The sequence below is a fragment of the Pantoea sp. R13S299 genome (genome assembly GCF_048515925.1).
Classification (GTDB): Bacteria; Pseudomonadota; Gammaproteobacteria; order Enterobacterales; family Enterobacteriaceae; genus Pantoea.
The window spans coordinates 20045-44878 of record NZ_JBLYEF010000007.1 but is presented as its reverse complement, the minus strand read 5'-3'; the positions used below and the strand labels follow the sequence as shown (position 1 = coordinate 44878).

Below are 24834 nucleotides of genomic sequence, written 5' to 3'. Positions count from 1 at the left end.
CAAAAAACCCGGCCGGAGCCGGGTTTTTAGCAGAACACTAAAATTACTTAATTTTAGCTTCTTTGTAGAGCACATGCTGACGTACGACCGGATCGAACTTTTTCAGTTCCAGCTTCTCTGGTTTAGTACGTTTGTTCTTCGTGGTGGTATAGAAGTGACCTGTACCAGCAGAGGAAACCAGCTTGATCTTCTCACGAATACCTTTAGCCATGATTCAGTTCCTTAGTACCTTAGTACTTCTCACCACGGGCACGCATATCGGCTAACACCGTATCAATGCCCTTTTTATCAATAATACGCATACCTTTAACAGATACACGCAGAGTAACGAAGCGCTTCTCGCTCTCAACCCAAAAACGGTGTGAGTGCAGGTTCGGAAGGAAACGGCGTTTCGTCGCGTTCATTGCGTGGGAACGGTTGTTACCCGTCACCGGACGCTTTCCAGTTACCTGGCAGACTCGTGACATGTCAATATCTCCAAAAATCAAATCAGCTCGAGCTTTAAAAATTAGGTTTGGGCCGCCTCGTCAGGCTTGCAGCCCGCCAGGCGAATTCCATGGAACCCGCTAGACTGGCCTAACCGCCAAACCCGAGATTCTCAAAGGTGGCGTAGTATACGCCGCTCAGCCCAAGTGCTCAAGTCCCGAACAGATAAAGATCCCGAATGATCGGGCAAAAAGACGCCACCTGGCGTGAAATTTCCCCGTATCAGAGCCATCCCCGCTCGGCAAAGGAGACATATTCGCCATGACCAATCACCAGATGATCGAGCAAGCGAATGTCGAGCAGCTGACAGGCTTCGCTCACTTTATGGGTCACTTCACGGTCTGCCCGGCTCGGCTCGGCCATGCCCGATGGGTGATTATGCGCCAGTATCAGAGCGGCTGCGTTGAGCTTCAGCGCTTCCCGGACGATCTCGCGGGGGTGAACCTCCACGCTGTTAATGGAACCCGAGAACATATTTTGTGCCCGCAGCACCCGATGCTGGTTATCCAGAAACAGGGCCATAAAGATCTCACGCTCCTGATGGGCTAACAGACTTTGCAGATACTGGCGCGTGATTTGCGGATTCTCCATTGCGCTTTCGCGGGCCAGCTTACTGGCGAAAAAGCGCTTCGCCAGTTCCGCAATGGCGTGAAGTTGCGCCAGCTTGGCATCGCCGACGCCTTTGATTTTAGCGAATGCCGCTTTGTCTGACGTCATGAGCTGATAAAGCGAGCCAAAACCCTCCAGCATCTGCCCGGCCAGCTCAAGGACGTTATGCCCGGGCGATCCGGTGCGGAGAAAAATGGCCAGCAGCTCGATGTCGCTGAGGGAATGCGCACCCAGCTTCTGAAGTTTCTCCCGTGGTCCCTTAATTTTCATGTTTGCTCTCCCTGAGATGAGCCTCAGCATGGCCCATCCTGGAGAGCGCGGCTATCAGTGGAGCGGCAATCTACGAGACGGCTCGCAAACGCAGTCGCTGAAAAGGCGCATTCGCGCTTTTGTGATAAAGTCCGTGCATTCGCCGCCGCGAGCGGCAGAGAGCTTAGTGAGGCCAACATCATGATGGGATTAGCCGGCAAAAAAATTCTTCTTGGCGTGAGCGGCGGTATCGCTGCTTATAAAGCACCTGAGCTGGTGCGCCGCCTGCGCGATCGCGGCGCTGATGTGCGCGTAATGATGACAGAGGGCGCTAAAGCGTTTATTACGCCGCTCAGCCTGCAGGCCGTCTCCGGCTATCCGGTGTTTGACGATCTGCTTGATCCGGCGGCGGAAGCGGCGATGGGTCATATTGAACTGGCAAAATGGGCTGACCTGATTGTGCTGGCACCGGCCACTGCCGACCTGATTGCCCGTATCACTGCCGGTATGGCAAACGACCTGGTGACGACCGCTGTGTTAGCGACGGCTTCACCCGTCGCGGTGGTGCCCGCCATGAATCAGCAGATGTATCGCGCAGCGGTGACCCAGCAAAACCTGCAGGCGCTTCACGATCGTGGCGTGCTGATTTGGGGACCGGACAGCGGCAGCCAGGCCTGTGGCGACGTCGGGCCGGGTCGGATGCTTGACCCGCTGGCGATTGTTGACCATGCCGTGCAATGGGCCGCGCCCGTCAACGATCTGCAACATCTCAACATTATGATTACCGCCGGTCCGACCCGAGAGGCACTGGATCCGGTGCGTTACATCACAAATCACAGCTCCGGCAAAATGGGCTTTGCGATTGCGGCTGCGGCTGTCAGGCGCGGCGCGCAGGTGACGCTGGTCAGCGGCCCGGTGACCCTGGCTGCACCTGCGGGAGTGCGACGCATTGATGTTACCAGCGCGCTGGAGATGCAGGCTGCTGTGATGAGTGAGATAGATAAACAACATATTTTCATTGCAAGCGCAGCCGTGGCAGACTACCGGGCAGCCGATATTGCGGCCGATAAAATCAAGAAACAGGGCGGCGATGATAACGTCACGCTGAACCTGGTAAAGAATCCCGATATTGTTGCCGGCGTCGCTGCACTTCAGAAAAACCGGCCATTCGTTGTTGGATTTGCTGCTGAAACACAGAATGTGGAAGAATACGCCCGGCAAAAACGGGTGCGCAAGAATCTGGATCTGATCTGCGCTAACGACGTCGCTAAAGCCGGACAGGGGTTTAATAGCGACACCAATGCTCTTCACCTTTTTTGGCAGGATGGAGAAAAACGCTTACCGCTCAGCGATAAGTCTCTCCTTGGCCAACAATTAATAGACGAGATTGTCAGCCGTTATGATGAAAAAAATAGACGTTAAAATCCTGGATGCGCGTGTCGGCAAAGAATTTCCACTGCCGACCTACGCCACTTCAGGTTCCGCTGGGTTAGATTTACGCGCCTGCATTGATGATGTTCTCGACATTGCACCAGGCACCACGACGCTGGTTCCGACTGGCCTGGCGATTCATATCGCTGACCCCGATCTGGCCGCTGTGATCCTGCCGCGCTCAGGCCTTGGCCACAAACATGGCATCGTGCTGGGCAACCTGGTGGGTCTGATTGACTCAGACTATCAGGGACAGCTGATGGTATCGGTCTGGAATCGCAGTCAGGAAAGCTTCTCACTGCAGCCCGGCGATCGCATGGCACAACTGGTGTTTGTACCGGTGGTGCAGGCGGAATTTAACCTGGTCGAAGATTTCGACGCCAGCCAGCGCGGCGAAGGCGGCTTCGGCCACTCCGGTCGCCAGTAACCCGCATTACCGACTTTCACTTACGCCCGTTATTTTTCCTCATCGCCGCAGGACGCGTTCCTGTGGCAGATGCGTAGGTGTTGCCTGTTTTAGGTGAATTTCAGGGGTCTTTAAGGTCATGGCAGAAAAAAAAGTCGCGAAGCGGAATCGTCGCGAAGAGATTTTGCAGGCGCTGGCGCAGATGCTGGAGTCGGGTGATGGCAGTCAGCGTATTACCACAGCCAAACTGGCAGCCACGGTGGGCGTTTCCGAAGCGGCGCTGTATCGTCACTTCCCCAGCAAGACACGGATGTTCGATAGCCTGATTGAGTTTATCGAAGACAGTCTGATTACCCGCATCAATCTGATCCTCAAGGATGAAAAAGAGACCATGACGCGTCTGCGTCTGATCGTGCAATTGATTCTGGGATTTGGTGAGCGTAATCCGGGACTGACGCGCATTCTGACCGGCCATGCTCTGATGTTTGAGCAGGACCGACTGCAGGGACGTATCAATCAGCTGTTTGAGCGGATTGAAGTGCAACTGCGCCAGGTGATGCGTGAACGGAAAATGCGTGAGGGCGAAGCCTTTCAGGCTGATGAAGCGTTACTGGCAAGTCAGCTGCTGGCGTTCTGTGAAGGGTTACTGTCACGGTATGTCCGTTCCGAGTTTCGTTTCAGTCCTACCGCCGACTTTGAGGCTCGCTGGCCGCTGATAGCTGCCCAGCTGACGTAAAGAGTCAAAGATGGCGGGCATTGCGCCCGCCTCTGTTAAATTCCGTACGCTTTCTGATAAGCACGGACCTGGGCCAGATGATCGGCCATCTCTGGTTTCTCTTCCAGCCAGGCAATCAGGTCTGCCAGTGTGATAATCGCGGTCACTTTACAGCCGTAATCACGTTCCACTTCCTGAATCGCCGACATCTCTCCACGTCCACGCTCCTGACGATCAAGCGAAACCAGCACACCTGCCAGGGTAGCGTTATGCGCGCCGATAATATCCATCGACTCACGAATCGCCGTGCCGGCGGTGATCACATCGTCCACCAGCATCACTTTGCCCTGCAGCAGGCTGCCCACCAGCAGGCCACCTTCACCATGATCTTTAGCTTCTTTACGGTTGAAGCAGTAAGGCACATCGCGGTCATGATGATCTGCCAGCGCTACTGCGGTAGTGGTGGCAATCGGAATGCCTTTATAAGCCGGGCCGAACAGCAGATCGAAATCGACAGCGCCATCCACCAGCGCCTGCGCGTAGAAGCGTCCCAGCAGCGCTAAATCCCGTCCGCTGTTGAACAGACCGGCATTAAAGAAATAGGGGCTTTTACGTCCGGACTTCAAAGTGAACTCACCGAACTTCAGCACCTGCTTGTTCAGGGCGAATTCAATAAACTGACGCTGCCAGGCTTTCATTTCTCACTCCTCAAATAAAGAAAAGGCGACTCTGAGGTCGCCTGTTACATCAATTTTCCAGCGCTGCTTTCTGCGCCTGAATTAATTCCTCAATTCCGCCGCGTGCCAGCGCCAGTAGCGTCAGCAACTCTTCATGGCTGAAGGGTTCGCCCTCGGCAGTGCCCTGCACCTCGATCATGCGGCCATCTTCCAGCATCACGACGTTCATGTCGGTTTCTGCCGCTGAGTCTTCAACGTACTCCAGATCGCACAGCGCTTCGCCCTTGACGATGCCTACTGAAATCGCTGCGACCATGCCCTTCATCGGGTTGGCTTTCAGCTTGCCGCTGGCGACCAGCTTGTTCAGCGCATCAGCCAGCGCCACACAGGCACCGGTGATTGAGGCGGTACGGGTGCCGCCATCGGCCTGGATCACGTCACAGTCGAGCGTGATGGTAAATTCACCCAGGGCTTTAAGATCAACCGCGGCGCGCAGTGAACGGGCGATCAGACGCTGAATCTCCAGCGTACGGCCACCCTGCTTACCTTTTGCGGCTTCACGCGCCATACGGCTGTGAGTTGAACGCGGCAGCATGCCATATTCGGCGGTGACCCAACCCTGGCCCTGACCTTTAAGGAAACGCGGAACCCCTTCGTCTACGGAGGCAGTGCAAAGCACTTTCGTTTCGCCGAATTCCACCAGAACGGAACCCTCTGCGTGTTTGGTGTAATTGCGGGTCAATGTGACTGGACGCACCTGTTGTGCGCTACGGCCTGCTGGACGCATGGGTATTCTCCGGCTTGCTAATGATTGGCTGCGCATTATACGGACTTCCTTGCCCGCTGTCTCTTACACCGGTCCGGCGCAGGCATCAGATGAAATTCCCTGCCAGCTGTGGCTAAATGCGCTTTCCTTTCTCTCTGATAAAAAAGACATATGGCCGCCATTCTTCATTTCCTGCTGGCGCTGGTGGTGATTTTCGCCCTTGCGCTGCTGGTCAGTCATGACCGCAAACAGATTCGTCTGCGCTTTATTGTTCAACTGATTGTGGTGGAAGCCGCGCTGGGTTGGTTCTTCCTTCACTCTGCCGGAGGTCTGGCGCTGGTCGGCTCGTTCGCCGGTTTCTTTGAGACGCTGCTGGGCTTTGCCGCACAGGGCACGGAGTTCGTGTTTGGCGGCATGAGCAAACAGGGGCTGGCATTTATCTTCCTTGGCGTACTCTGCCCGATTGTCTTTATTTCCGCGCTAATCGGCATATTGCAGCACTGGCGCATCCTGCCGCTGCTGATCCGTATTTTTGGGACGCTGCTGTCGAAGATTAATGGCATGGGCAAGCTGGAGTCGTTTAACGCCGTCAGCACACTGATTCTCGGTCAGTCGGAAAACTTCATCGCCTATAAAGGGATTCTGGGTGATATCCCGCCGCGTCGTCTCTACACCATGGCGGCGACCGCGATGTCCACCGTTTCGCTATCGATTGTCGGTGCTTATATGTCGATGATTGAACCGAAGTATGTGGTTGCGGCACTGCTGCTTAACATGTTCAGCACCTTTATTATCCTGTCGATCATCAACCCGATGAAAAGCCAGGATGAACAGCCTATCGCGCTGGAGAAACTGCATGAAGAGCAGAGCTTCTTTGAGATGCTGGGTGAGTACATCCTGGCTGGTTTCAAAGTTGCGATGATCATTCTGGCGATGCTGATTGGCTTTATTGCCCTGATTGCTGCCGTGAATGCGATGTTTGCGGCGGTCTTTGGCTACAGCTTCCAGCAGCTGCTCGGCTACCTGTTCTATCCTCTGGCCTGGCTGATTGGCATTCCCAAAGCCGATGCCCTGCAGGCGGCCAGCATCATGGCGACCAAGCTGGTGGCGAATGAATTTGTGGCGATGATTGAGCTGCAGAAAGTCGCGGCGGGCATGAGTGCGCGCGGGCTGGGTATTCTGTCGGTGTTCCTGGTCTCCTTTGCTAACTTTGCCTCGATCGGCATTGTAGCAGGTGCCATTAAAGGCCTGAACGAGAAACAGGGGAATGTGGTTTCCCGGTTTGGCTGGAAGCTGGTCTATGGCTCCACGCTGGTCAGCCTGCTCTCTGCGGCCTTTGCCGGCTTGTTTATCTGATAATTTAACGGGCGGCAGCTCTGCTGCCCGCTTTCGCCCTAGAATCCGACACAGACCGGCGCATCTACGCGCATCACCGACTCCTGATCGAACCGTTTCTTGTAGAGATTACGCAACGCCTCAATATCCTGATTAGTGGCGGGATCGATACCGTGGATCAGCATCAACGCTTTACTGTTCTCACGTGCCAGCTTGCCGTTCTCACCCATCCACTGACCTCTGGCGTCATAGACCGACAGTCCCGCTTTAAAGCGTGGCGTGACCTCATTATCCACGAAGTTCATCCAGTCGAGTGAACTCACCCTGCCGCCATCTGGTTTGCTCATTCCAAACCACAACGTGGTCTGCATCATCATATCGCCACCCGCACAGATAGGTTGCGGTTTAGTCGGCGGCGCGTGGCGCGGCTGGCAACCCGCCAGCAGCAGAGCCATCACAACAGGAAGGGCAATAACGCGAGACATAGATCAGTCATCCTCACAAGGGGTCAGTGGTCATCATAAGTGTCTGTCGTTAAAAGCGGAAATGGTTCGTTATTTTCCTGTGAGACGCTTATGCCTGTTATGCCGTGGCTCGCCTCGCTATACTTCACCCATCTTTCCGCAAATGAGTACCGCTTATGATCCGCAGTATGACCGCTTATGCCCGCAGCGAAGCCAAAGGCGAATGGGGCAGCGCCGCCTGGGAGCTGCGTTCCGTTAACCAGCGTTATCTGGAAACTTACATCCGTCTGCCGGAGCAGTTTCGTGGGCTGGAGCCGGTTATCCGCGAGCGCATTCGCCAGCGTCTGACGCGCGGTAAAATTGAGTGCAACCTGCGTTATGATGCCGATCCCAGCGCGCAGGGCGAGCTGATGCTCAACGAAACGCTGGCGAAACAGCTGGTGCAGGCTGCCAACTGGGTGAAAATGCAGAGCGATGAAGGTGCGATTAATCCGCTGGATATTCTGCGCTGGCCGGGTGTGATGTCTGCGCAGGAGCAGGATCTGGATGCCATCAACACGCAGTTATTACAGGCACTGGATGGTGCACTGGATGATTTTATTGCGGCACGTGAAAGCGAAGGCACCGCACTGAAAGCGATGATTGAGCAGCGTCTGGAAGGCGTTTCGCAGGAAGTCAGTAAAGTGCGCGCGCAGATGCCTGAAGTGATCAAATGGCAGCGTGAGCGTCTGGTCGCCAAACTGGAAGATGCTGAAGTCCAGCTGGAAAACAATCGCCTTGAGCAGGAACTGGTGATGATGGCGCAGCGTGTCGACGTTTCTGAAGAGCTGGATCGTCTGGATGCGCACGTCAAAGAGACCTATAACATCCTGAAAAAGAAAGAAGCGGTTGGCCGTCGTCTCGATTTCATGATGCAGGAGTTCAATCGTGAGTCGAACACGCTGGCATCGAAGTCGATCAACGCAGAAATCACCACTTCAGCGATCGAACTGAAAGTGCTGATTGAACAGATGCGCGAGCAGATTCAGAATATCGAATAACATCTGCCCGGCAGGTGAGTGATAAAGCGTCAGTGATGGCGCTTTGTTCATTTTCGGGTACTGGGTTTTACCATTCATCAGTGAAAATGGTGTCTGACTCGCGTATCTGGTCTCGTTATCACGTAAAGATAGATAAATAATCATTTCCAGAGCCGTTCTGAACACCCGTTTTTCACGCTCAGCACTTCAGACATCCTGTGCTTAATCTATTGAATATAAGATAATTTTTATGCCGTTAATGCTTTTTTGGCCTCATGAGCGCTGGCACCATGAAACAGGTCAAACCTGTGGATTCCGGAGTTTCCCTTTCATTGAAGGCACTTTTTGATAAAATGTTGGTCGAAATCAGTACAGCTGTACCGCCTTAAGACTCAGGGAAGTGCTCTTTGTGCGATACATCCATCTATCCCATGAAGGTTGTTAATGAAAAACACCGGAAAATTTAGCAGGGCGCTGCTACATCCGCGTTATTGGTTTACCTGGTTTGGCCTGGGCGTGCTCTGGCTGCTGGTCCAGCTTCCCTACCCTGTTCTTATGCGTCTCGGTGCTGGTGCGGGCAAAATTTCCCGTCATTTCCTGCAGCGCCGCGAACGAATCACCCGTCGTAACATTGAACTCTGCTTTCCTGGCATCAGTGAAGAAAAAACAGAACACATGATCGCCGGAAATTTTGCATCGCTGGGTATGGCGCTGGCTGAAACCGGTATTGCCTGGTTCTGGTCTGACCGTGCAGTCAGGCGTCTGTTTAAAGTGTCAGGGCTGGATAATCTGCATGCTGCGCAGAACGAAAAGCGTGGCGTGATGCTGATTGGCGTGCATTTCATGTCACTGGAGCTGGGCGGCCGCATCAGCGGACTTTGCCAGCCGATGATGGCGATGTATCGTCCGCACAATAACCAGGCGATGGAGTATGTGCAGACCAAAGGTCGCATGCGCTCGAACAAAGCGATGATCGACCGCCGTGATCTGCGCGGTATGGTTAATGCCCTGAAACAGGGCGAATCGGTGTGGTTTGCGCCTGACCAGGATTACGGCCCTAAAGGCAGCACCTTTGCGCCGCTGTTTGCAGTCGAGAAAGCCGCCACCACCAACGGAACCTTTGTTCTGTCGCGTCTGGCGAAGCCAGCGATGGTGCCGATTATGCTGATCCGTAATCCAGGTAATGATGGCTACCATTTGATTATCGAACCGATGCTGGAAAACTATCCTCATACGGATGAAGCTGCGGCGGCAGCTTATATGAACAAAGTGATCGAAAATCAGATTCTGCGCGCGCCCGAGCAATATCTCTGGCTGCATCGCCGATTCAAAACCCGTCCACCGGGTGAAAAATCACTCTACGTCTGAGTGATTTGACGTATGAGTTAACAGATAAAGCAGGCCAAGCGCCTGCTTTTTTGTTTTTATCTGCCGATCCCCTCTTGCGTGATGTTCGCTTCCTCTTGCCCGTTGTCTTTCTTACTGTTTATCGCTAACTCTGCTGTTCTGCGGCAAGCGGGCTGGCATCCGAGAGATAATTAAGGAATGATGAATTCTCTTACCTCGTCAATGCCGGATAATCTTATGGATATCAACGATACACAGCAGTGGCAGCGCCCGCTGATTGATGATCGCCTTACGCCTTATATCGAAGTGGATGCAGAGCGCCTGGAGCAGAACCTGCAGCATATGCAGTGCAAAGCCGATTCGGCTGGTGTTGCACTGCGTCCGCATATCAAAACGCATAAAAGCGTCTGGATTGCACAGCGCCAGATCGCGTCCGGCGCACAGGGCGTCACCGTCTCTAAACCCAGCGAAGGCATCAGTTTCATTCAGGGTGGCGTTCGTGATCTGCTGTTAGCCTATCCGGTTGTACAACCGCAAAGCGTGGCTGAATTGCTGCGCCTCGCCGTGCAGCATCAGGTCAGACTCACCCTGATTGCGGACAGTCTGCAGGGTGTAGCGGCGATTGCTGAAGCCTGTGAGCAGCAACCGGAATGCGAACTGGCGGTGGCGATTAAAGTGGATGTCGGATTACATCGGATTGGCGTTAATCCGGATACAGATGAAGCAGTGCTGATTGCGCAGGCGCTAAAGGATAAAGGTTTACGCTTTGCCGGATTAGTGTCGCATGCCGGTCACGCTTATGGTGCCGGTAATGCCGCAGCCATTATTGATGTCGCCCGGCAGGAAACTGCACTGATGCAGCGGGTACAGGCAAAACTGCAGGCTGCGGGATTTACTGACTGCCCTCTCTCTGTGGGTTCGACCCCTACCGCTCTGGCAGCAGAGATTGCGCCATGCATTAATGAAATCCGACCCGGCAACTATGCACTGCTGGATCTTACTGCCTGCCGCCTTGGGTTGAGTCACGTTGATCAACTGGCAATGAGCGTCATTACCCGCGTGGTGGCGGTAAACGACCATTTCGCGATTGTGGATGCTGGCTCGAAAATGCTGAGTTCGGATAAAGGACCACATGGCACTAATGCCAGCGGCTTCGGTGTTGCAGCTGACGAAGCGGGCCACACGTATGAAGTGACAAAGTTATCTGAGGAGCACGGTTTTCTGCTTTATCAGGATCGCCGCCCGGAAGTTGGCACGTTGCTGCGTATCTTCCCGAATCACAGTTGCGCAGTAATGGCGCAGTCGGATGGCTTTGTTCTGCGTCACGCCAGTGGCCATAGCGAAGATCATGCGGTTTCTGCACGCGGTAATTTCATCTGAATCAGCGGCAGACAGCCTCATTCGCTGTCTGCCGTTTGTACGAAACCCTGTCAACACCACACTTCTGCTGTAACAACGTTTTAACAAGCATGGCCCCATGCTTTAATGCCTTTTTAGCTTATCTATCGGAGGTTACATGCTCTCCTCGCGCACTCTGAGCCTGACGATTCCGCGTCAGTGGTTAGATCTTTATGAAACCATCTGGAAGCCGGAATTTTTCCCAAAGTGGGCTTCCGGGCTGACGCAAAGCGCATTAGAACCCGATGGCAACCGCTGGCGTGCTAAAGGCCCCCAGGGCAATGTGAAGATCCGGTTCTCACCACATAATCCGTTTGGCGTAATGGATCACTGGATTGATAGTGGGTCAGGAAAGGAGATCTATGTTCCGATGCGCGTGATTGCGAACGAACAGGGCGCTGAGGTGATGGTGACGGTTTATCGCCAGCCATTTACTTCAGATGAACGATTTAAGCAGGATATTGAATGGGTTAGCAACGATCTGGAGAAACTCAACCAGCTCCTGACACAATAAATCAATGACTTAGCTCGTTTTTTTCTCTGTACTTATCGCTGGTCGTTTATGAAAAAAAATAGAAAAACTTCCAATGATAAAGCATAAAGCCCTTATCTGATTACCCACCCCCATTACGTATTTACCACCACCCCTGCTTAAGCATTGCTGCCAGGAAAATTCCTGGCAAAATCTCCCGACAGGCAGGCGATCTCCGCTGATTTCAGGCATCTCCGTCTCGCGCGTAGACACTTTCACTCTGACGCATACATTAATCATCAACAATTGTTTATTACTGCCCTGCTGGGGATTTAATATTTATCATGCATAGAGTGAAACCATTTATTTCTGCGGTCGCGTAATCAGACTTTTCTTATGGTGTTAAATTAAATAAAACAATGTATAAATCATTCCACACACAGCAATACCCATAATGATAAAGCAGTAAAAAGGTCATGGACCGCTCAACGGTTTCTTAGTTATCAGAAAAAGAATGCGTTGAGATTGCCGCAAGGATGCTGGCAGGAGAATATAAAACTACAACAGGATTTATTCGTGATCTGGCGGAATTCTTATTAGCTGCAGGGAATTCCGCCATGACACGAAACAGTGACTTTACCAGGGATATCTATTTTTATCCGGGCATCATTTGATTGAATCCATAATAACAGGGCAAGCCTGAAAGGGTTTTCAGGACTTCGGCCGGAAAAATTGCACTTACTAACGGTGTCACAGCAACCTCTTCTTGCCGTTACACAACACTTTAATTCTCACAGAGTCGATGGACTCTAACGAGTATATTATGGCAATACGTGAAAGCAGTCTTAATAGCGCAAAATGGTCTCTGCTCTCTTCAATCAAAATTATTGGCATCGGCGTACTGCAGCTCTCATTGCTGGCGCAGATTCTGCAGGCGAATGAACTGAACCTGCTGGCGATTGCCGTGATTGCTTTACTGGCTATCGATACTCTGGCCGATCGCGGCTTCTCCAATACGCTGATCCGCCGCTGCATGCTCTCTATCAACGACCTCTCAACAATCTACTGGGGTAATATGTTGATGGGTGTCGCAGTGTTTGGTCTGTTATTTACGGCCAGTCACCTGCTGAACAGCCTGTTTGATCAACCTCAACTGGCATTAATGCTACAGATGGTCTCAGTGGTGTTTATTATTATCCCACAGGGCCAGCATTACCGTGCGATATTACAGCGCGAAAAACAATATACCCGAATCGCTTTTGCTGAGACCTCCTCGGTATTAGCCGGACTCGCCGTCACCTTATTTACCGTCTGGCTGACCCCTTCAGTATTATGTGCAATTTGGGGTTACCTTGCGATGGCATCCATTCGCATGCTGATTTACTGCTACTATGGTCGTTCATGGTTCCAGCCAGAATACCATTTTAGCCTGAATGCATTTGCTAAAGTTCGTGCAAGAAACAAATAATAAAATAAGTCTGTATGGTGGGCTCTGAGCATCCGAAACGATGCGTTGGCGTGCTGTTAATCAGCACGCCTTTTCTTTTTATTAAATCTGTTGTTTTACTTCCCTAATCAATTCCCTTCTTTATCCGCTGTACATTCTTTCCCCTCAGCTGTCTGCGGCAGGTCTTCTCCAGAAAAGTCTTTCTATGCTGACGCCGGGGCTGGCTGGTATAAACTGCGCTAATCCCGGACGCCGATCGCCAGAAAATCTCAGTCGCCGTCTCCTGATCAATGCCGTCGCCTTACTGGAGTCTGCTATGTTACTGACCGTTCTCTATATTATTGGTATTACTGCTGAAGCGATGACAGGTGCGCTGGCGGCGGGCCGCCGCAAAATGGATCTGTTCGGTGTCATTATTATCGCGTCAGTGACCGCCATTGGTGGCGGCTCCGTGCGCGACATCCTGCTGGGTCACTATCCGCTGGGCTGGGTAAAAAATCCCGAGTACATCATGATTGTGGCCGCAGCGGCGGTCATTACCACTTTCCTGGCGCCCCTGATGACGCACCTGCGCAAAGTGTTCCTGGTGCTGGATGCGCTGGGACTGGTGGTCTTCTCTATTATTGGTGCGCAGGTTGCGCTCGATTCCGGACATGCCATGATTATTGCCGCGATAAGTGCGGTGATTACCGGCGTCTTTGGTGGCGTACTGCGTGATATGTTCTGTAATCGCATTCCACTGGTGTTTCAGAAGGAACTCTACGCCGGGATCGCTTTCGCCTCTGGCTGGATGTATATCCTGCTGCTGAAAACTACGCTGGCGCATGAGGCGGTGATTATCATTACTCTGTTGTTCGGATTCTTTGCCCGTTTACTGGCGCTGCGCTTCCGCCTCGGTTTGCCGATTTTCAACTATCCCCATCCCGAACATTGAGGAGGCAGGAATACCCTGCTGTTGCAGGAACGCGATTAGCGTCTGCACGCGGTCATCATGAAACTGCGCAACCAGCCGCTTTGCCAGCGCCGCGCCGACGCCCGGTAAAGCTTGCCAGCCCATTACATCCCGCTGCGTTAAGCTTTCCCACTGCTGATCGGGTAGTGACTTCAGGGCCTTTCGCGGCAATGAAACCCCCAGGGCATCCACCCAGCGACGAAACGGCTGCTGACGGGTGAGATTAAAACGGTGCCAGAGCTGACCTGCACGTTCCAGAGAGAGGCCCGTTGCGGCGGCGATCTGTTCTGGTGTTAACGTCAGCCAGCCGAACAGATGCGTCACACTGCCGCTTTCCAGTAAGCGCAGCCAGGTACCGCGCTCTACGCCCGGAATATTCAGCACCGTTTTCTGGCTGAGCCAGCGTAATTTTGCGAGTAGCTGCTTCTGGCACACAGCGCTGAAGGTGTAGCAGCTCAGCGGCGTGTAATGCGACGCGTCCGGAGGCTGAGGATAGTGCCGCTCTGCCACGCGCCAGATCACCCGCTCCAGCCGGGGAATCCCCTGACCCGCCAGACTCAGCGTGATCACATCGCCCGCCACGATATTGCTCTCCTGCCAGCGGCGCAGCGATCCGACATTGACCCGCCTGACCGTCTTATCATCCAACTGCACCGGCTGCAGGTTAAGTACTGCCGCTATTTTCCCGGTTCGGCCAACAGGAAAATCAACGGAGAGCACTTCAGCGCTGACTTCAGGAGGCTGATATTTCCAGGCGACGGCCCAGGTTCCCTCACCCGGCAGCCAGTTTTTGCCCGCAGGTCGCAGGCTCTGATGAACCACCACACCATCCGTGACAAAGGGCAGCGCAGCATGAAACCAGCGCTCCCGCCAGTCTGCGATTTCCTCTTCATCTTTAACGCTGTGGCTCCATTTTGCCGCAACACCCAGTCCCCAGCGGCTGAGTTGCTCAAGGCGTTCCGTCATTGTTGCGGGGCCATCTGGCCAGGCCCAGATGAAAACATCGAGCGAATCCAGCAGGGGAACCCGCTGCTTACTCATCATGGCTCCGGCAACCTGCGAGCGCGCATTTTTACCGCCATCCACGGCCTGTTGATGACCGGTCATCGTCAGGAATAGCTCACCCTGCAGCACAACCTCGTCGAGACGGGTCTCGATATTCAGCGGAATCGCCGGGATCCAGGCGGCTTTAGCCAGCCACTCTTCACCGCGCAATCCATCGCCACGACTTAACAGCGAGACCAGCCTGCCGTGGCGATACACCAGTGAAACGGCGATGCCATCGACTTTTGGCTGCACCCAGAGATCGCGTCGCCCCTGCATCCAGTAAGCCAGTGCCAGTTTGTCACGCATCTTTTTTACGCCAGTATGGGCCACCGGGTGCAGGTGCTCACCCTTGCCCGGCAGCTGCGGGGAATAAGTGGGCTGAGAAGCGCTAAAGCAGTGCTGCCAATCAATTAGTCGCTGCTGCAGCGCATCATAATCCGCGTCAGCCACCGAATTTTGCCCCTGGCGATAGTAAGCGTCATCCCAGTGTTGCAATTGCTGCTGCAAACGGCGCATCTCTTCCGTCGCCCGGGTCGGTGTCCAGACCGGACAAACGGCGCTTTGTGCAGGCCATAGGGCGAACCACAGAAAAGCCGCAAAAAGCGACCAGCCGAATCCTTTCATACTCTTTCCTCTGTTGTTTTGCGGCATTCAACATCAATGCGTTAACGTCAGCCAGAGGCGATGTTCGGTTGTGGAAGGGATGCCGTGGCAATAAGGGGTTAATTACAGTGGTCTAACAGACATTCGCGTGAAGATGCGCAAAAGTTGGGGGTTGCCGCTGCGCAAACGCTGCGTGGCAACGGGAAGCTGTGTATACTGTGCAGGAAATCGACTCCGCTTTTAATCAATTCAAGAAAACCATGGCTCAAGGCACGCTCTATATTGTTTCTGCTCCCAGCGGTGCAGGGAAATCCAGCCTGATTCAGGCTCTGTTAAAGACCCAGCCGTTGTATGACACGCAGGTCTCTGTTTCGCACACGACGCGCGGTATGCGTCCGGGTGAAACCCATGGCGAACATTACTTTTTCGTTGAGAAACATGAATTTGAGCAGATGATCGCGGAAGACGCGTTCCTCGAACATGCCCGAGTTTTCGACAACTACTACGGTACGTCACGCCATGCTATTGAGCAGGTGCTGGCAACCGGCGTTGACGTGTTTCTCGACATCGACTGGCAGGGTGCGCAGCAAATCCGCGCTAAAATGCCTGGCGCTCGCAGCATCTTTGTTTTGCCGCCTTCGAAAGAAGAGCTCGATCGCCGTTTACGCGGTCGTGGCCAGGATAGCGAAGAGGTCATAACGCGTCGCATGGCTCAGGCAGTAGCGGAAATGAGCCACTACGCCGAGTATGATTATTTAATTGTGAATGATGATTTTGATCTGGCGCTGTCCGATCTGAAAACCATTATTCGCGCAGAACGTCTGCGTATGGCGCGTCAGAAGGCGCGTCACGATGCTTTAATCAGCAAACTGTTGGCAGTCTGAATACAGTTTCAGTATGATGCGCAGTCATTTCTTCATCTGTGGAGTAGCACACCTATGGCACGCGTAACCGTTCAGGACGCAGTAGAAAAAGTTGGTAATCGTTTTGACCTGGTGTTGGTCGCTGCACGTCGTGCACGTCAGATGCAGGTTGGCGGCAAAGATCCGCTGGTTCCGGAAGAGAACGATAAACCTACCGTTATCGCACTGCGCGAAATCGAAGAAGGTTTGATCACCAATCAGATTTTAGATGTGCGTGATCGCCAGGAACAGCATGAGCAGGAAGCCGCTGAGTTACAGGCCGTTACCGCTATCGCTGAAGGTCGTCGTTAACAGCCACCTGCAGGTCGCCCTTGTATCTGTTTGAAAGTCTCAATCAACTGATTGAAAAATACTTGCCAGAGGAGCAGATCAAGCGCCTCCAGCAAGCCTACCTTGTCGCACGTGATGCCCACGAGGGACAGACACGCTCCAGCGGTGAGCCCTATATCACCCATCCGGTTGCCGTGGCCTGTATTCTGGCGGAAATGAAGCTCGACCATGAAACCCTCATGGCCGCGCTGCTGCATGACGTGATCGAAGATACGCCAGCCACTTATCAGGACATGGAACAGCTGTTCGGAAAAAGTGTGGCGGAGCTGGTCGAAGGCGTTTCCAAGCTGGATAAGCTGAAATTCCGCGACAAGAAAGAAGCGCAGGCAGAAAACTTCCGCAAGATGATTATGGCGATGGTGCAGGATATCCGCGTCATTCTCATCAAGCTGGCTGACCGCACCCACAATATGCGCACCCTCGGGTCGTTACGCCCGGACAAACGTCGCCGCATCGCGCTGGAAACGTTAGAGATTTACAGTCCGCTGGCGCACCGCCTGGGTATTCATCATCTTAAAACAGAGCTGGAAGAGCTTGGTTTTGAGGCTCTTTACCCGAATCGTTATCGGGTGATTAAAGAGGTGGTGAAAGCTGCGCGCGGTAATCGTAAAGAGATGATCCAGAAGATTCTTTCTGAGATCGATGGCCGTTTGCAGGAAGCGGGCATTCCCTGCCGCGTTAGCGGTCGTGAAAAGCATCTTTACTCGATCTACCGCAAAATGACGCTGAAAGAGCAGCGTTTTCACTCGATCATGGATATCTATGCCTTTCGCGTCATCGTGAAAGATCTGGATACCTGCTATCGCGTTCTGGGCCAGATGCACAGCTTGTATAAGCCGCGTCCGGGCCGGGTTAAAGATTACATCGCCATCCCCAAAGCCAACGGCTATCAATCCCTCCATACCTCCATGATCGGTCCGCACGGCGTGCCGGTTGAAGTGCAGATTCGCACCGAGGATATGGATCAGATGGCGGAAATGGGGGTCGCTGCGCACTGGGCTTATAAACAGGCGGGCGAAAGTGGCACCACCGCACAGATTCGCGCTCAGCGCTGGCTGCAAAGCCTGCTGGAGCTGCAGCAGAGTGCGGGCAGTTCATTTGAATTTATTGAAAGCGTGAAGTCCGATCTCTTCCCGGATGAGATCTATGTCTTTACGCCTGAAGGCCGCATTGTTGAGCTGCCAACCGGCGCGACACCGGTAGACTTCGCCTATGCGGTTCACACCGATATCGGCCATGCCTGCGTCGGCGCACGCGTTGACCGCCAGCCTTATCCGCTGTCGCAAACTCTGACCAGCGGCCAGACGATTGAGATCATCACCGCGCCAGGCGCCCGTCCTAACGCCGCCTGGCTCAACTTTGTCGTCAGCTCCAAAGCCCGCGCCAAAATTCGCCAGCTGCTGAAAAACCTCAAGCGCGAAGACTCCGTTAATCTGGGTCGCCGCCTGCTCAGCCATGCGCTGGGCGGCAGCCGTAAACTGGCTGAGATCCCGCCTGAAAATATCAGGCAGGAACTGGATCGTATGAAGCTGACCTCGCTTGACGATCTGCTGGCGGAAATCGGTCTGGGCAATGCGATGAGCGTGGTCGTGGCGAAGAACCTGCTGCAGGCTGACAGCAACGCCATCAGCAGTAACAGCAAGCGCGGTAAACTGCCAATTAAAGGCGCAGATGGCGTGCTGATTACCTTCGCCAAATGCTGCCGACCGATTCCTGGTGACCCGATTGTTGCCCATGTCAGTCCCGGCAAAGGGCTGGTGGTGCATCATGAATCCTGTCGGAATATTCGCGGCTACCAGAAAGAGCCGGAAAAGTTCATGCCGGTCGAGTGGGATAAAGTCACCGAGCAGGAGTTCGTGGCGGAAATCAAAGTCGACATGTTTAATCATCAGGGCGCGCTGGCTAACCTGACGGCAGCAATCAACACGGCCGGTTCCAATATTCAGAGCCTGAATACCGAAGAGCGTGATGGCCGCGTCTACAGCGCCTTTATCCGCCTGACCGCACGTGATCGCGTCCATCTGGCGAATATCATGCGTAAAATTCGCGTGATGCCGGATGTGATCAAAGTCCACCGTAACCGTAATTAGGCATGAACGATCAACGTTTTGCCCGGATTCAGGAGATGCTGGCACTGCGCCAGCACGACCTGACGGTCTGCATGGAGCAGGTACACAAACCGCACAATGTTTCAGCGGTGATCCGAACGGCCGACGCCGTTGGCATCCACGAAGTGCATGCCGTCTGGCCGAGCCAGCGGATGCGCACTCAGGCTTCTGCATCTGCCGGAAGCAATAGCTGGGTGAAAGTGGTCACCCATCCCACCATCGGCGATGCCGTAAAACAGCTTAAACAGCAGAAGATGCAGGTTTTAGCGACCCATCTCTCCGCCGATGCGGTGGATTTCCGCGAGATCGATTATACCCTTCCGACCTGCATCCTGATGGGGCAGGAAAAAACCGGCATTACCGAAGAAGCCCTGGCGCTGGCCGATCGGCAGATCGTGATTCCCATGGTGGGTATGGTGCAGTCGCTGAATGTCTCGGTCGCCTGCGCGCTAATCCTTTATGAAGCCCAGCGGCAGAGGCAGAACGCCGGTCTTTACCTGCGCGATTACAGTCTGCTGGATGAAGATGCACAGCAACGCCTGCTGTTCGAAGGTGGATTCCCGGTGCTGGCGCGGGTCGCAAAGCAGAAAGGTCTGCCCTATCCGCGCATCAATGCGCAGGGTGAAGTCGACGCCGATCCCAGCTGGTGGGCAACCATGCAGTCGACCGGTAAAAGAAGATGAAAGGCCGTCTGCTGGATGCCATCCCGCTCAGTACACTGACCGGCGTCGGTGCCAGCCAGGCAGCTAAACTGGCCAAAATCGACCTGCATACCATTCAGGATCTCCTGCTCCATCTCCCGCTTCGCTACGAAGATCGCACCCAACTCTACGCCATTGACGATCTGCTGCCCGGTATCTGGGCCACAGTAGAAGGCGAAGTGCTGCATACTGATATCACCTTTGGTCGCCGCCGGATGATGGTGTGCCAGATCAGCGATGGCAGTGGCGTACTGACGATGCGCTTCTTTAATTTCAATGCCGGGATGAAGAACAACCTGTCGCCGGGACGTCGCGTCACCGCCTATGGTGAGATCAAGCGCGGTCAGCGTGGCGCTGAGATTATTCATCCCGAATACCGCATCCAGGGCGAACAGAGCAATGTGACGCTGGAAGAGACCTTAACGCCGGTTTATCCCACCACTGAAGGCATCCGACAGGCCACGCTGCGTAATCTCACTGACCAGGCGCTGACGCTGCTGGAGAGCTGCCCGATTGCCGAGCTGCTGCCGAAGGAACTGAGTGGGGGCTTAATCAGCCTGCCTGACGCGCTGCGCACACTGCATCGTCCACCGCCCGATCTCCGCCTCAGCGAACTGGAAAGTGGCCGTCATCCGGCACAACGCAGATTGATTCTGGAAGAGCTGCTGGCGCATAACCTCAGCATGCTGGCGGTGCGCGCTGGTGCGCAGCGCTATTACGCGTTGCCGATGCCGCCCCAACACAATCTCAGTGATCAGCTTCTCGCCGCCCTGCCTTTCTCTCCAACCAATGCGCAGAAACGCGTAGTGGCGGAGATAGAGAAAGATCTGGCCAACGATTTCCCGATGATGCGGCTGGTGCAGGGCGATGTCGGCTCGGGCAAGACGCTGGTTGCTGCGCTTTCTGCGCTGAACGTTATCGCCCATGGTAAGCAGGTTGCGCTGATGGCGCCGACCGAACTGCTGGCTGAACAGCATGCCAGTAACTTCCGCCAGTGGTTTGCGCCGCTGGGCATTGAAGTGGGCTGGCTGGCCGGAAAACAGAAAGGCAAAGCCCGCCAGGCACAACAGGAAGCGATAGCCAGCGGTCAGGTGGCAATGGTCGTGGGCACACACGCTCTGTTTCAGGAGCAGGTGCAGTTCAATGGTCTGGCGCTGGTCATTATTGATGAGCAGCACCGCTTCGGCGTCCACCAGCGGCTGGCCTTATGGGAAAAAGGCGAAGAGCAGGGTTTCCATCCGCATCAGCTGATCATGACCGCCACACCGATTCCGCGCACCCTGGCGATGACCGCGTATGCCGATCTCGATACCTCAACCATCGATGAGCTGCCGCCGGGACGTACACCGGTGACTACCGTCGCCATCCCCGATACGCGACGCGAGGAAATTGTGGCGCGGGTTGAGCATGCCTGCCGCGAAGGTCGTCAGGCCTACTGGGTCTGCACGCTGATTGAAGAGTCAGAACTGCTGGAAGCCCAGGCGGCAGAAGCCAGCTGGGAATCCCTGAAAACTGCGCTGCCCGATTTAAATATCGGACTGGTGCATGGCCGCATGAAGCCTGCGGAAAAACAGGCGGTGATGCAGGCGTTTAAAGCGAATGAACTGCAGCTGCTGGTGGCGACGACCGTGATTGAGGTCGGCGTGGACGTGCCGAATGCCAGCCTGATGATTATCGAAAACCCGGAGCGATTAGGACTGGCGCAGCTGCATCAGTTGCGGGGCCGTGTAGGTCGTGGTGCCATAGCATCGCACTGTGTGCTGCTTTACAAAGCGCCGCTAAGCAAGACGGCGCAGAAGCGTTTGCAGGTGCTGCGCGACAGCAATGACGGCTTTGTGATTGCCCAGTTCGATCTGGAGATTCGCGGGCCGGGTGAACTGCTGGGCACGCGTCAGACCGGTAACGCCGAATTTAAAGTGGCCGACCTGCTGCGCGATGCAGCGATGGTGCCGGAAGTTCAGCGTGTGGCACGGCACATCCACCAGCACTATCCCGAGCAGGCCAGCGCCCTGATTGAACGCTGGCTGCCAGAGAATACCCGTTTCACCAACGTCTGATTGATCTCCATCTGAGTCGGCTTTTTTTATCCTCGCCGGGCAAACGATTGCTTTTGCCCGGCGGATGATTACAATCGCCACATTATTTTTTGGGAAGAACAGAAGATGTCCACCAATCCTCAGCCAGACCAGCCTTCCGCCACGCAAAGCGAACTCATTTATCGTCTTGAAGATCGTCCCCCTCTGCCGCAAACGCTGTTTGCCGCCGGTCAGCATCTGCTGGCGATGTTTGTCGCGGTCATCACGCCAGCCATTCTGATCTGTCAGGCGCTGGGCCTGCCCGCAGAAGATACCCGCCACATTATCAGCATGTCGCTGTTTGCTTCGGGCGTGGCATCACTGCTGCAAATCAAAACCTGGGGACCGGTGGGCTCGGGTCTGCTGTCGATTCAGGGCACCAGCTTCAACTTCGTTACGCCTCTGATTATGGGCGGCATGGCGCTGAAAAATGGCGGTGCTGACGTGCCCACCATGATGGCGGCGCTGTTTGGCACGCTGATGGTGGCTTCCTGTACCGAAATGGTGCTGTCACGCGTATTACACCTGGCCCGCCGGATCATCACGCCGCTGGTTTCCGGTATTGTGGTGATGATCATCGGCCTGTCGCTGATTCAGGTGGGTCTGACCTCGATTGGCGGCGGTTTCAGCGCGATGAACGACCATACTTTTGGCGCGCCGAAAAATCTGATGCTGGCTGGTGCCGTGCTGCTGGTGATCGTGCTGCTTAACCGCCAGAAGAACGCTTACCTGCGCGTCGCCTCTCTGGTGATTGCCATGGCCGTGGGCTATCTGCTGGCCTGGGCGATGGGGATGCTGCCTGCAGCAGGTATCCCCGCTAACCAGCCGCTGATCGTGATCCCGACCCCGCTCTACTACGGACTGGGCTTCGACTGGAATCTGCTCATCCCGCTAATGCTGGTGTTTATGGTGACCTCCCTGGAGACCATCGGCGATATCACCGCCACTTCAGATGTGTCGGAACAGCCGGTCAGCGGACCGCTCTACATGAAACGCCTGAAAGGCGGCGTGCTGGCGAATGGCCTCAACTCCTTTGTCTCCGCGCTGTTTAATACCTTCCCTAACTCCTGCTTCGGTCAGAACAATGGCGTAATTCAGTTAACCGGCGTTGCCAGCCGATACGTGGGCTTTGTTGTGGCGCTGATGCTGATTGTGCTGGGGCTGTTTCCGGCCGTCAGCGGTCTGGTGCAGATGATCCCTGAACCGGTGCTCGGCGGCGCAACGATTGTGATGTTTGGCACCATCGCCGCCTCGGGCGTTCGCATCGTCTCACGCGAGCCGCTTAACCGTCGCGCCATCATGATTATCGCGCTGTCGCTGGCGGTGGGCCTGGGCGTTTCCCAGCAGCCGCTGATCCTGCAGTTTGCGCCTGACTGGCTGAAAACCCTGCTCTCTTCCGGCATTGCAGCGGGCGGCATTACCGCAATCGTGCTCAACCTGATTTTCCCGCAAGAGAAGTAAGGCCACAGGCAGGCTTCGGCCTGCCTGCTAATTATTCGGATTTACATCCAGGCTGTTGAGCTGTAACGGTAATTCAGGCATAACAACCTCTCACCGGATTTAACTCGGGAAGGATGCTATGAAATTTCTTGGAAAGTTTTTCCTCACCTTACTTTTGCTGCTGCTTTTCACCCTGGTCGTGATCTATGTACTGCTGCAGACACAGTGGGGTGCAGGCTGGTTTAGCCGTTGGGTGAGCGACAAAACCGAATGGCACCTCTCCCTGAGTAAAATTGAACACAATTTCTCCTCTCCCTCTCATATCATTCTGGATGACTTCAGCTTTGGTCACGATGGGCAGCCTGCGGTTCTGGTGGCGAAACGGGTCGATCTCGGTCTGGCACTGATTCAGTTCAGCGATCCGCTGCATTTCAGCAGCCTGGAGCTACGCGACGGGGAAGTGAATCTGGCTAATCTGACGCCAGACAGTGCGCTACCAATTCAGGCCGATCGCCTGCAGCTCAACAATATGCGTATCGACAGCCCTAACAGCCCATTACCGCTGTTTGCTCAGCAGGTTAATGGTGGCATTCTGCCGTGGAAACCCACTGCCCTGGATATGCTGGGTCGCGATGCCCGCTTCCAGATGAGCGCAGGCAGCATGACGCTGAACAAGGTGCCGGGTGAAAATGTCCTGATTCAGGGCAGTGTTTCTCAGGGTCGGATGCGCTTTGACAATATTGGTGCCGACCTGGCGCGCGGCTCCATGACCGGTAACGGTGAGCGTGATGCCCAGGGCAACTGGAAAATCAATCAGCTGCGACTGAACGACATTCGTCTGCAGACCACCAGCAGCCTGAAAGATTTCCTGCATAGCCTGCAGGCTGTCCCCTCAATTGCTATTACCCGACTCGACATGACTGATGCGCGCCTGCAGGGGCCTGACTGGGCGGTGACGGATCTGGATCTGACACTAAGAAACGTTAACTGGCAGGGCGATGACTGGCAGAGTAACGATGGTTCACTGGCGCTGAATGCCAGTAATTTTATCAACGGTGGATTCGAGCTTAATGATCCCATTGTTAATCTGGATTTCTCACCGCAGGGCCTGGCGCTGACGCAATTCAGTTCACGCTGGGCGAACGGGGTGATTCGGGCTGACGGTGACTGGTCACGCAGCAATAAACGCCTGACGCTGAAAAATCTGGCCGTTGCCGGACTGGAATATACCCTGCCGCAGGACTGGCGCGACCGCTGGCAGGCGACACTGCCTGAGTGGCTGGATAGCGTAGAGGTGACGCGTTTCACCTCTAACCGTAATCTGATTATCGACATTAATCCGGCGTTTCCCTTCCAGCTGACCTCACTTGATGGCGCCGGCGAGAATCTGCTGCTGGCTCAGAAGCATCAGTGGGGGATCTGGTCAGGGAAGCTCAGCCTGAACGCGGCAGAGTCGACCTTTAACCGCACCGATCTGCGTCATCCGTCGATTGCGCTGAGTGCTGACCCGCAGCAGATTCAGGTTACCGAGCTGAGTGCGTTCAGTAACAAGGGGCTGCTGGAAGGGACGGCGACCGTAGGCCAGCAGCCAGCGCGTCCGCTGACGCTGCAACTGACCGGTCGTGCGGTGCCGGTGAATGTGTTGCAGAACTGGGGATGGCCCACATTGCCGTTAACCGGTGACAGCAATATGCAGTTGCAACTGAGCGGTGCATTAGCCGCAGGCCAGCCACTGCGCCCGACGGTAAATGGCACTCTGTCGGTGACCACGGATAGTCAGCAGGTACAGCAGACTATGCAGGCGGGCCAGGTACATTGATAACATTAAGGGCCG

The 24834-nt window shown here is 54.6% G+C and carries 24 protein-coding genes; 17 read left to right on the top strand and 7 right to left on the bottom strand.

Annotation, left to right across the window (positions count from 1 at the left end; genetic code table 11):
- Positions 1-43: 43 nt before the first annotated feature.
- The 3 genes from rpmG to radC form a co-directional block, all read right to left on the bottom strand.
- Positions 44-211: a 50S ribosomal protein L33 gene (rpmG, locus tag ACN1CO_RS21830; protein WP_003024094.1), complete on the bottom strand. Its 168-nt coding sequence runs from the start codon at positions 209-211 to the stop codon at positions 44-46.
- A 19-nt stretch (positions 212-230) separates the two neighbouring features.
- Positions 231-467 (bottom strand): 50S ribosomal protein L28, encoded by a 237-nt coding sequence (gene rpmB / locus ACN1CO_RS21825; protein WP_006121249.1) that lies wholly within the window; start codon positions 465-467, stop codon positions 231-233.
- A 241-nt stretch (positions 468-708) separates the two neighbouring features.
- On the bottom strand, positions 709-1365 hold the full coding sequence (radC, locus tag ACN1CO_RS21820; RefSeq protein ID WP_419140652.1) for a RadC family protein: 657 nt from the start codon (positions 1363-1365) through the stop codon (positions 709-711).
- A gap of 180 nt (positions 1366-1545) precedes the next feature.
- On the opposite strand from radC, the gene coaBC reads away from it, so the two are divergent.
- The 3 genes from coaBC to slmA all read left to right on the top strand — a co-directional run bounded on the left by coaBC (position 1546) and on the right by slmA (position 3917).
- Positions 1546-2766 (top strand): bifunctional phosphopantothenoylcysteine decarboxylase/phosphopantothenate--cysteine ligase CoaBC, encoded by a 1221-nt coding sequence (gene coaBC / locus ACN1CO_RS21815; RefSeq protein ID WP_419140651.1) that lies wholly within the window; start codon positions 1546-1548, stop codon positions 2764-2766.
- Positions 2744-3202, top strand: coding sequence for a dUTP diphosphatase (gene dut / locus ACN1CO_RS21810; protein ID WP_419140650.1), 459 nt, complete (start codon positions 2744-2746; stop codon positions 3200-3202). Before coaBC ends, dut begins: the two co-directional genes overlap by 23 nt.
- Positions 3203-3320: 118 nt before the next feature.
- Positions 3321-3917: a nucleoid occlusion factor SlmA gene (gene slmA / locus ACN1CO_RS21805; protein WP_064703036.1), complete on the top strand. Its 597-nt coding sequence runs from the start codon at positions 3321-3323 to the stop codon at positions 3915-3917.
- A gap of 35 nt (positions 3918-3952) precedes the next feature.
- On the opposite strand, the gene pyrE is transcribed toward slmA, so the two are convergent.
- Together pyrE and rph are read right to left on the bottom strand one after the other, a co-directional pair.
- Positions 3953-4594, bottom strand: coding sequence for an orotate phosphoribosyltransferase (gene pyrE, locus ACN1CO_RS21800; RefSeq protein ID WP_419140649.1), 642 nt, complete (start codon positions 4592-4594; stop codon positions 3953-3955).
- Between the two features lie 49 nt (positions 4595-4643).
- On the bottom strand, positions 4644-5360 hold the full coding sequence (gene rph / locus ACN1CO_RS21795; protein WP_010258378.1) for a ribonuclease PH: 717 nt from the start codon (positions 5358-5360) through the stop codon (positions 4644-4646).
- Between the two features lie 150 nt (positions 5361-5510).
- Here rph and ACN1CO_RS21790 point away from each other — a divergent pair, with 150 nt between their 5' ends.
- Positions 5511-6695: a NupC/NupG family nucleoside CNT transporter gene (locus tag ACN1CO_RS21790; RefSeq protein ID WP_419140648.1), complete on the top strand. Its 1185-nt coding sequence runs from the start codon at positions 5511-5513 to the stop codon at positions 6693-6695.
- Between the two features lie 38 nt (positions 6696-6733).
- Here ACN1CO_RS21790 and ACN1CO_RS21785 read toward each other — a convergent pair whose 3' ends face one another.
- On the bottom strand, positions 6734-7159 hold the full coding sequence (locus tag ACN1CO_RS21785; protein ID WP_419140647.1) for a DUF3574 domain-containing protein: 426 nt from the start codon (positions 7157-7159) through the stop codon (positions 6734-6736).
- A gap of 155 nt (positions 7160-7314) precedes the next feature.
- Between ACN1CO_RS21785 and ACN1CO_RS21780 the strand changes: the two genes are divergently transcribed.
- From ACN1CO_RS21780 to ACN1CO_RS21755, 6 genes are all read left to right on the top strand, one after another.
- A complete protein-coding gene (locus ACN1CO_RS21780) occupies positions 7315-8178 on the top strand; it encodes a YicC/YloC family endoribonuclease (RefSeq protein WP_010258384.1) in 864 nt (287 codons plus the stop codon).
- 423 nt (positions 8179-8601) lie between these two features.
- A complete protein-coding gene (lpxP, locus tag ACN1CO_RS21775) occupies positions 8602-9525 on the top strand; it encodes a kdo(2)-lipid IV(A) palmitoleoyltransferase (protein ID WP_419140646.1) in 924 nt (307 codons plus the stop codon).
- Positions 9526-9741: 216 nt separating this feature from the next.
- Entirely contained in the window at positions 9742-10884 is a 1143-nt protein-coding gene (locus ACN1CO_RS21770) for an alanine racemase (RefSeq protein WP_419140645.1), read from the top strand.
- Positions 10885-11020: 136 nt separating this feature from the next.
- The gene (locus ACN1CO_RS21765) at positions 11021-11416 is read left to right on the top strand and encodes a polyketide cyclase (protein ID WP_136196385.1); all 396 of its coding nucleotides are present in this window, start codon (positions 11021-11023) and stop codon (positions 11414-11416) included.
- A gap of 781 nt (positions 11417-12197) precedes the next feature.
- A complete protein-coding gene (locus ACN1CO_RS21760) occupies positions 12198-12842 on the top strand; it encodes an oligosaccharide flippase family protein (protein ID WP_283546724.1) in 645 nt (214 codons plus the stop codon).
- Between the two features lie 295 nt (positions 12843-13137).
- Complete coding sequence (locus ACN1CO_RS21755; protein ID WP_283546723.1) at positions 13138-13755, top strand: trimeric intracellular cation channel family protein; 618 nt, start codon at positions 13138-13140, stop codon at positions 13753-13755.
- On the opposite strand, the gene ligB is transcribed toward ACN1CO_RS21755, so the two are convergent.
- Positions 13693-15444, bottom strand: coding sequence for an NAD-dependent DNA ligase LigB (gene ligB, locus ACN1CO_RS21750; protein ID WP_419140644.1), 1752 nt, complete (start codon positions 15442-15444; stop codon positions 13693-13695). The two genes, ACN1CO_RS21755 and ligB, sit on opposite strands and share 63 nt — an antisense overlap.
- A gap of 239 nt (positions 15445-15683) precedes the next feature.
- Between ligB and gmk the strand changes: the two genes are divergently transcribed.
- The 7 genes from gmk (at position 15684) to ACN1CO_RS21715 (ending at position 24819) form a co-directional block, all read left to right on the top strand.
- Positions 15684-16307, top strand: a complete 624-nt coding sequence (gmk, locus tag ACN1CO_RS21745) for a guanylate kinase (RefSeq protein WP_033743562.1) — start codon at positions 15684-15686, stop codon at positions 16305-16307.
- A 54-nt stretch (positions 16308-16361) separates the two neighbouring features.
- Positions 16362-16637, top strand: a complete 276-nt coding sequence (gene rpoZ / locus ACN1CO_RS21740; RefSeq protein WP_090967229.1) for a DNA-directed RNA polymerase subunit omega — start codon at positions 16362-16364, stop codon at positions 16635-16637.
- Positions 16638-16657: 20 nt separating this feature from the next.
- Entirely contained in the window at positions 16658-18766 is a 2109-nt protein-coding gene (spoT, locus tag ACN1CO_RS21735) for a bifunctional GTP diphosphokinase/guanosine-3',5'-bis pyrophosphate 3'-pyrophosphohydrolase (protein WP_089415153.1), read from the top strand.
- A gap of 2 nt (positions 18767-18768) precedes the next feature.
- On the top strand, positions 18769-19467 hold the full coding sequence (trmH, locus tag ACN1CO_RS21730) for a tRNA (guanosine(18)-2'-O)-methyltransferase TrmH (RefSeq protein WP_419140643.1): 699 nt from the start codon (positions 18769-18771) through the stop codon (positions 19465-19467).
- Entirely contained in the window at positions 19464-21542 is a 2079-nt protein-coding gene (gene recG, locus ACN1CO_RS21725) for an ATP-dependent DNA helicase RecG (protein ID WP_419140642.1), read from the top strand. Before trmH ends, recG begins: the two co-directional genes overlap by 4 nt.
- Positions 21543-21647: 105 nt before the next feature.
- Complete coding sequence (locus ACN1CO_RS21720; RefSeq protein ID WP_419140641.1) at positions 21648-23021, top strand: nucleobase:cation symporter-2 family protein; 1374 nt, start codon at positions 21648-21650, stop codon at positions 23019-23021.
- A 118-nt stretch (positions 23022-23139) separates the two neighbouring features.
- A complete protein-coding gene (locus ACN1CO_RS21715) occupies positions 23140-24819 on the top strand; it encodes an AsmA family protein (protein ID WP_419140640.1) in 1680 nt (559 codons plus the stop codon).
- Positions 24820-24834 lie beyond the last annotated feature (15 nt).

What these genes read in the sequence shown, in the direction of transcription:
- ACN1CO_RS21785 (WP_419140647.1), bottom strand. Translation starts at nt 7,159, where the DNA reads ATGTCTCGCGTTATTGCCCTTCCTGTTGTGATGGCTCTGCTGCTGGCG.
- ACN1CO_RS21760 (WP_283546724.1), top strand. Translation starts at nt 12,198, where the DNA reads ATGGCAATACGTGAAAGCAGTCTTAATAGCGCAAAATGGTCTCTGCTC.
- ACN1CO_RS21780 (WP_010258384.1), top strand. Translation starts at nt 7,315, where the DNA reads ATGATCCGCAGTATGACCGCTTATGCCCGCAGCGAAGCCAAAGGCGAA.
- slmA (WP_064703036.1), top strand. Translation starts at nt 3,321, where the DNA reads ATGGCAGAAAAAAAAGTCGCGAAGCGGAATCGTCGCGAAGAGATTTTG.
- ACN1CO_RS21765 (WP_136196385.1), top strand. Translation starts at nt 11,021, where the DNA reads ATGCTCTCCTCGCGCACTCTGAGCCTGACGATTCCGCGTCAGTGGTTA.
- rpmG (WP_003024094.1), bottom strand. Translation starts at nt 211, where the DNA reads ATGGCTAAAGGTATTCGTGAGAAGATCAAGCTGGTTTCCTCTGCTGGT.
- gmk (WP_033743562.1), top strand. Translation starts at nt 15,684, where the DNA reads ATGGCTCAAGGCACGCTCTATATTGTTTCTGCTCCCAGCGGTGCAGGG.
- coaBC (WP_419140651.1), top strand. Translation starts at nt 1,546, where the DNA reads ATGATGGGATTAGCCGGCAAAAAAATTCTTCTTGGCGTGAGCGGCGGT.
- recG (WP_419140642.1), top strand. Translation starts at nt 19,464, where the DNA reads ATGAAAGGCCGTCTGCTGGATGCCATCCCGCTCAGTACACTGACCGGC.
- ligB (WP_419140644.1), bottom strand. Translation starts at nt 15,444, where the DNA reads ATGAAAGGATTCGGCTGGTCGCTTTTTGCGGCTTTTCTGTGGTTCGCC.
- rpoZ (WP_090967229.1), top strand. Translation starts at nt 16,362, where the DNA reads ATGGCACGCGTAACCGTTCAGGACGCAGTAGAAAAAGTTGGTAATCGT.
- dut (WP_419140650.1), top strand. Translation starts at nt 2,744, where the DNA reads ATGATGAAAAAAATAGACGTTAAAATCCTGGATGCGCGTGTCGGCAAA.
- rph (WP_010258378.1), bottom strand. Translation starts at nt 5,360, where the DNA reads ATGCGTCCAGCAGGCCGTAGCGCACAACAGGTGCGTCCAGTCACATTG.
- ACN1CO_RS21790 (WP_419140648.1), top strand. Translation starts at nt 5,511, where the DNA reads ATGGCCGCCATTCTTCATTTCCTGCTGGCGCTGGTGGTGATTTTCGCC.
- ACN1CO_RS21755 (WP_283546723.1), top strand. Translation starts at nt 13,138, where the DNA reads ATGTTACTGACCGTTCTCTATATTATTGGTATTACTGCTGAAGCGATG.
- pyrE (WP_419140649.1), bottom strand. Translation starts at nt 4,594, where the DNA reads ATGAAAGCCTGGCAGCGTCAGTTTATTGAATTCGCCCTGAACAAGCAG.
- rpmB (WP_006121249.1), bottom strand. Translation starts at nt 467, where the DNA reads ATGTCACGAGTCTGCCAGGTAACTGGAAAGCGTCCGGTGACGGGTAAC.
- lpxP (WP_419140646.1), top strand. Translation starts at nt 8,602, where the DNA reads ATGAAAAACACCGGAAAATTTAGCAGGGCGCTGCTACATCCGCGTTAT.
- ACN1CO_RS21720 (WP_419140641.1), top strand. Translation starts at nt 21,648, where the DNA reads ATGTCCACCAATCCTCAGCCAGACCAGCCTTCCGCCACGCAAAGCGAA.
- ACN1CO_RS21770 (WP_419140645.1), top strand. Translation starts at nt 9,742, where the DNA reads ATGGATATCAACGATACACAGCAGTGGCAGCGCCCGCTGATTGATGAT.
- trmH (WP_419140643.1), top strand. Translation starts at nt 18,769, where the DNA reads ATGAACGATCAACGTTTTGCCCGGATTCAGGAGATGCTGGCACTGCGC.
- ACN1CO_RS21715 (WP_419140640.1), top strand. Translation starts at nt 23,140, where the DNA reads ATGAAATTTCTTGGAAAGTTTTTCCTCACCTTACTTTTGCTGCTGCTT.
- radC (WP_419140652.1), bottom strand. Translation starts at nt 1,365, where the DNA reads ATGAAAATTAAGGGACCACGGGAGAAACTTCAGAAGCTGGGTGCGCAT.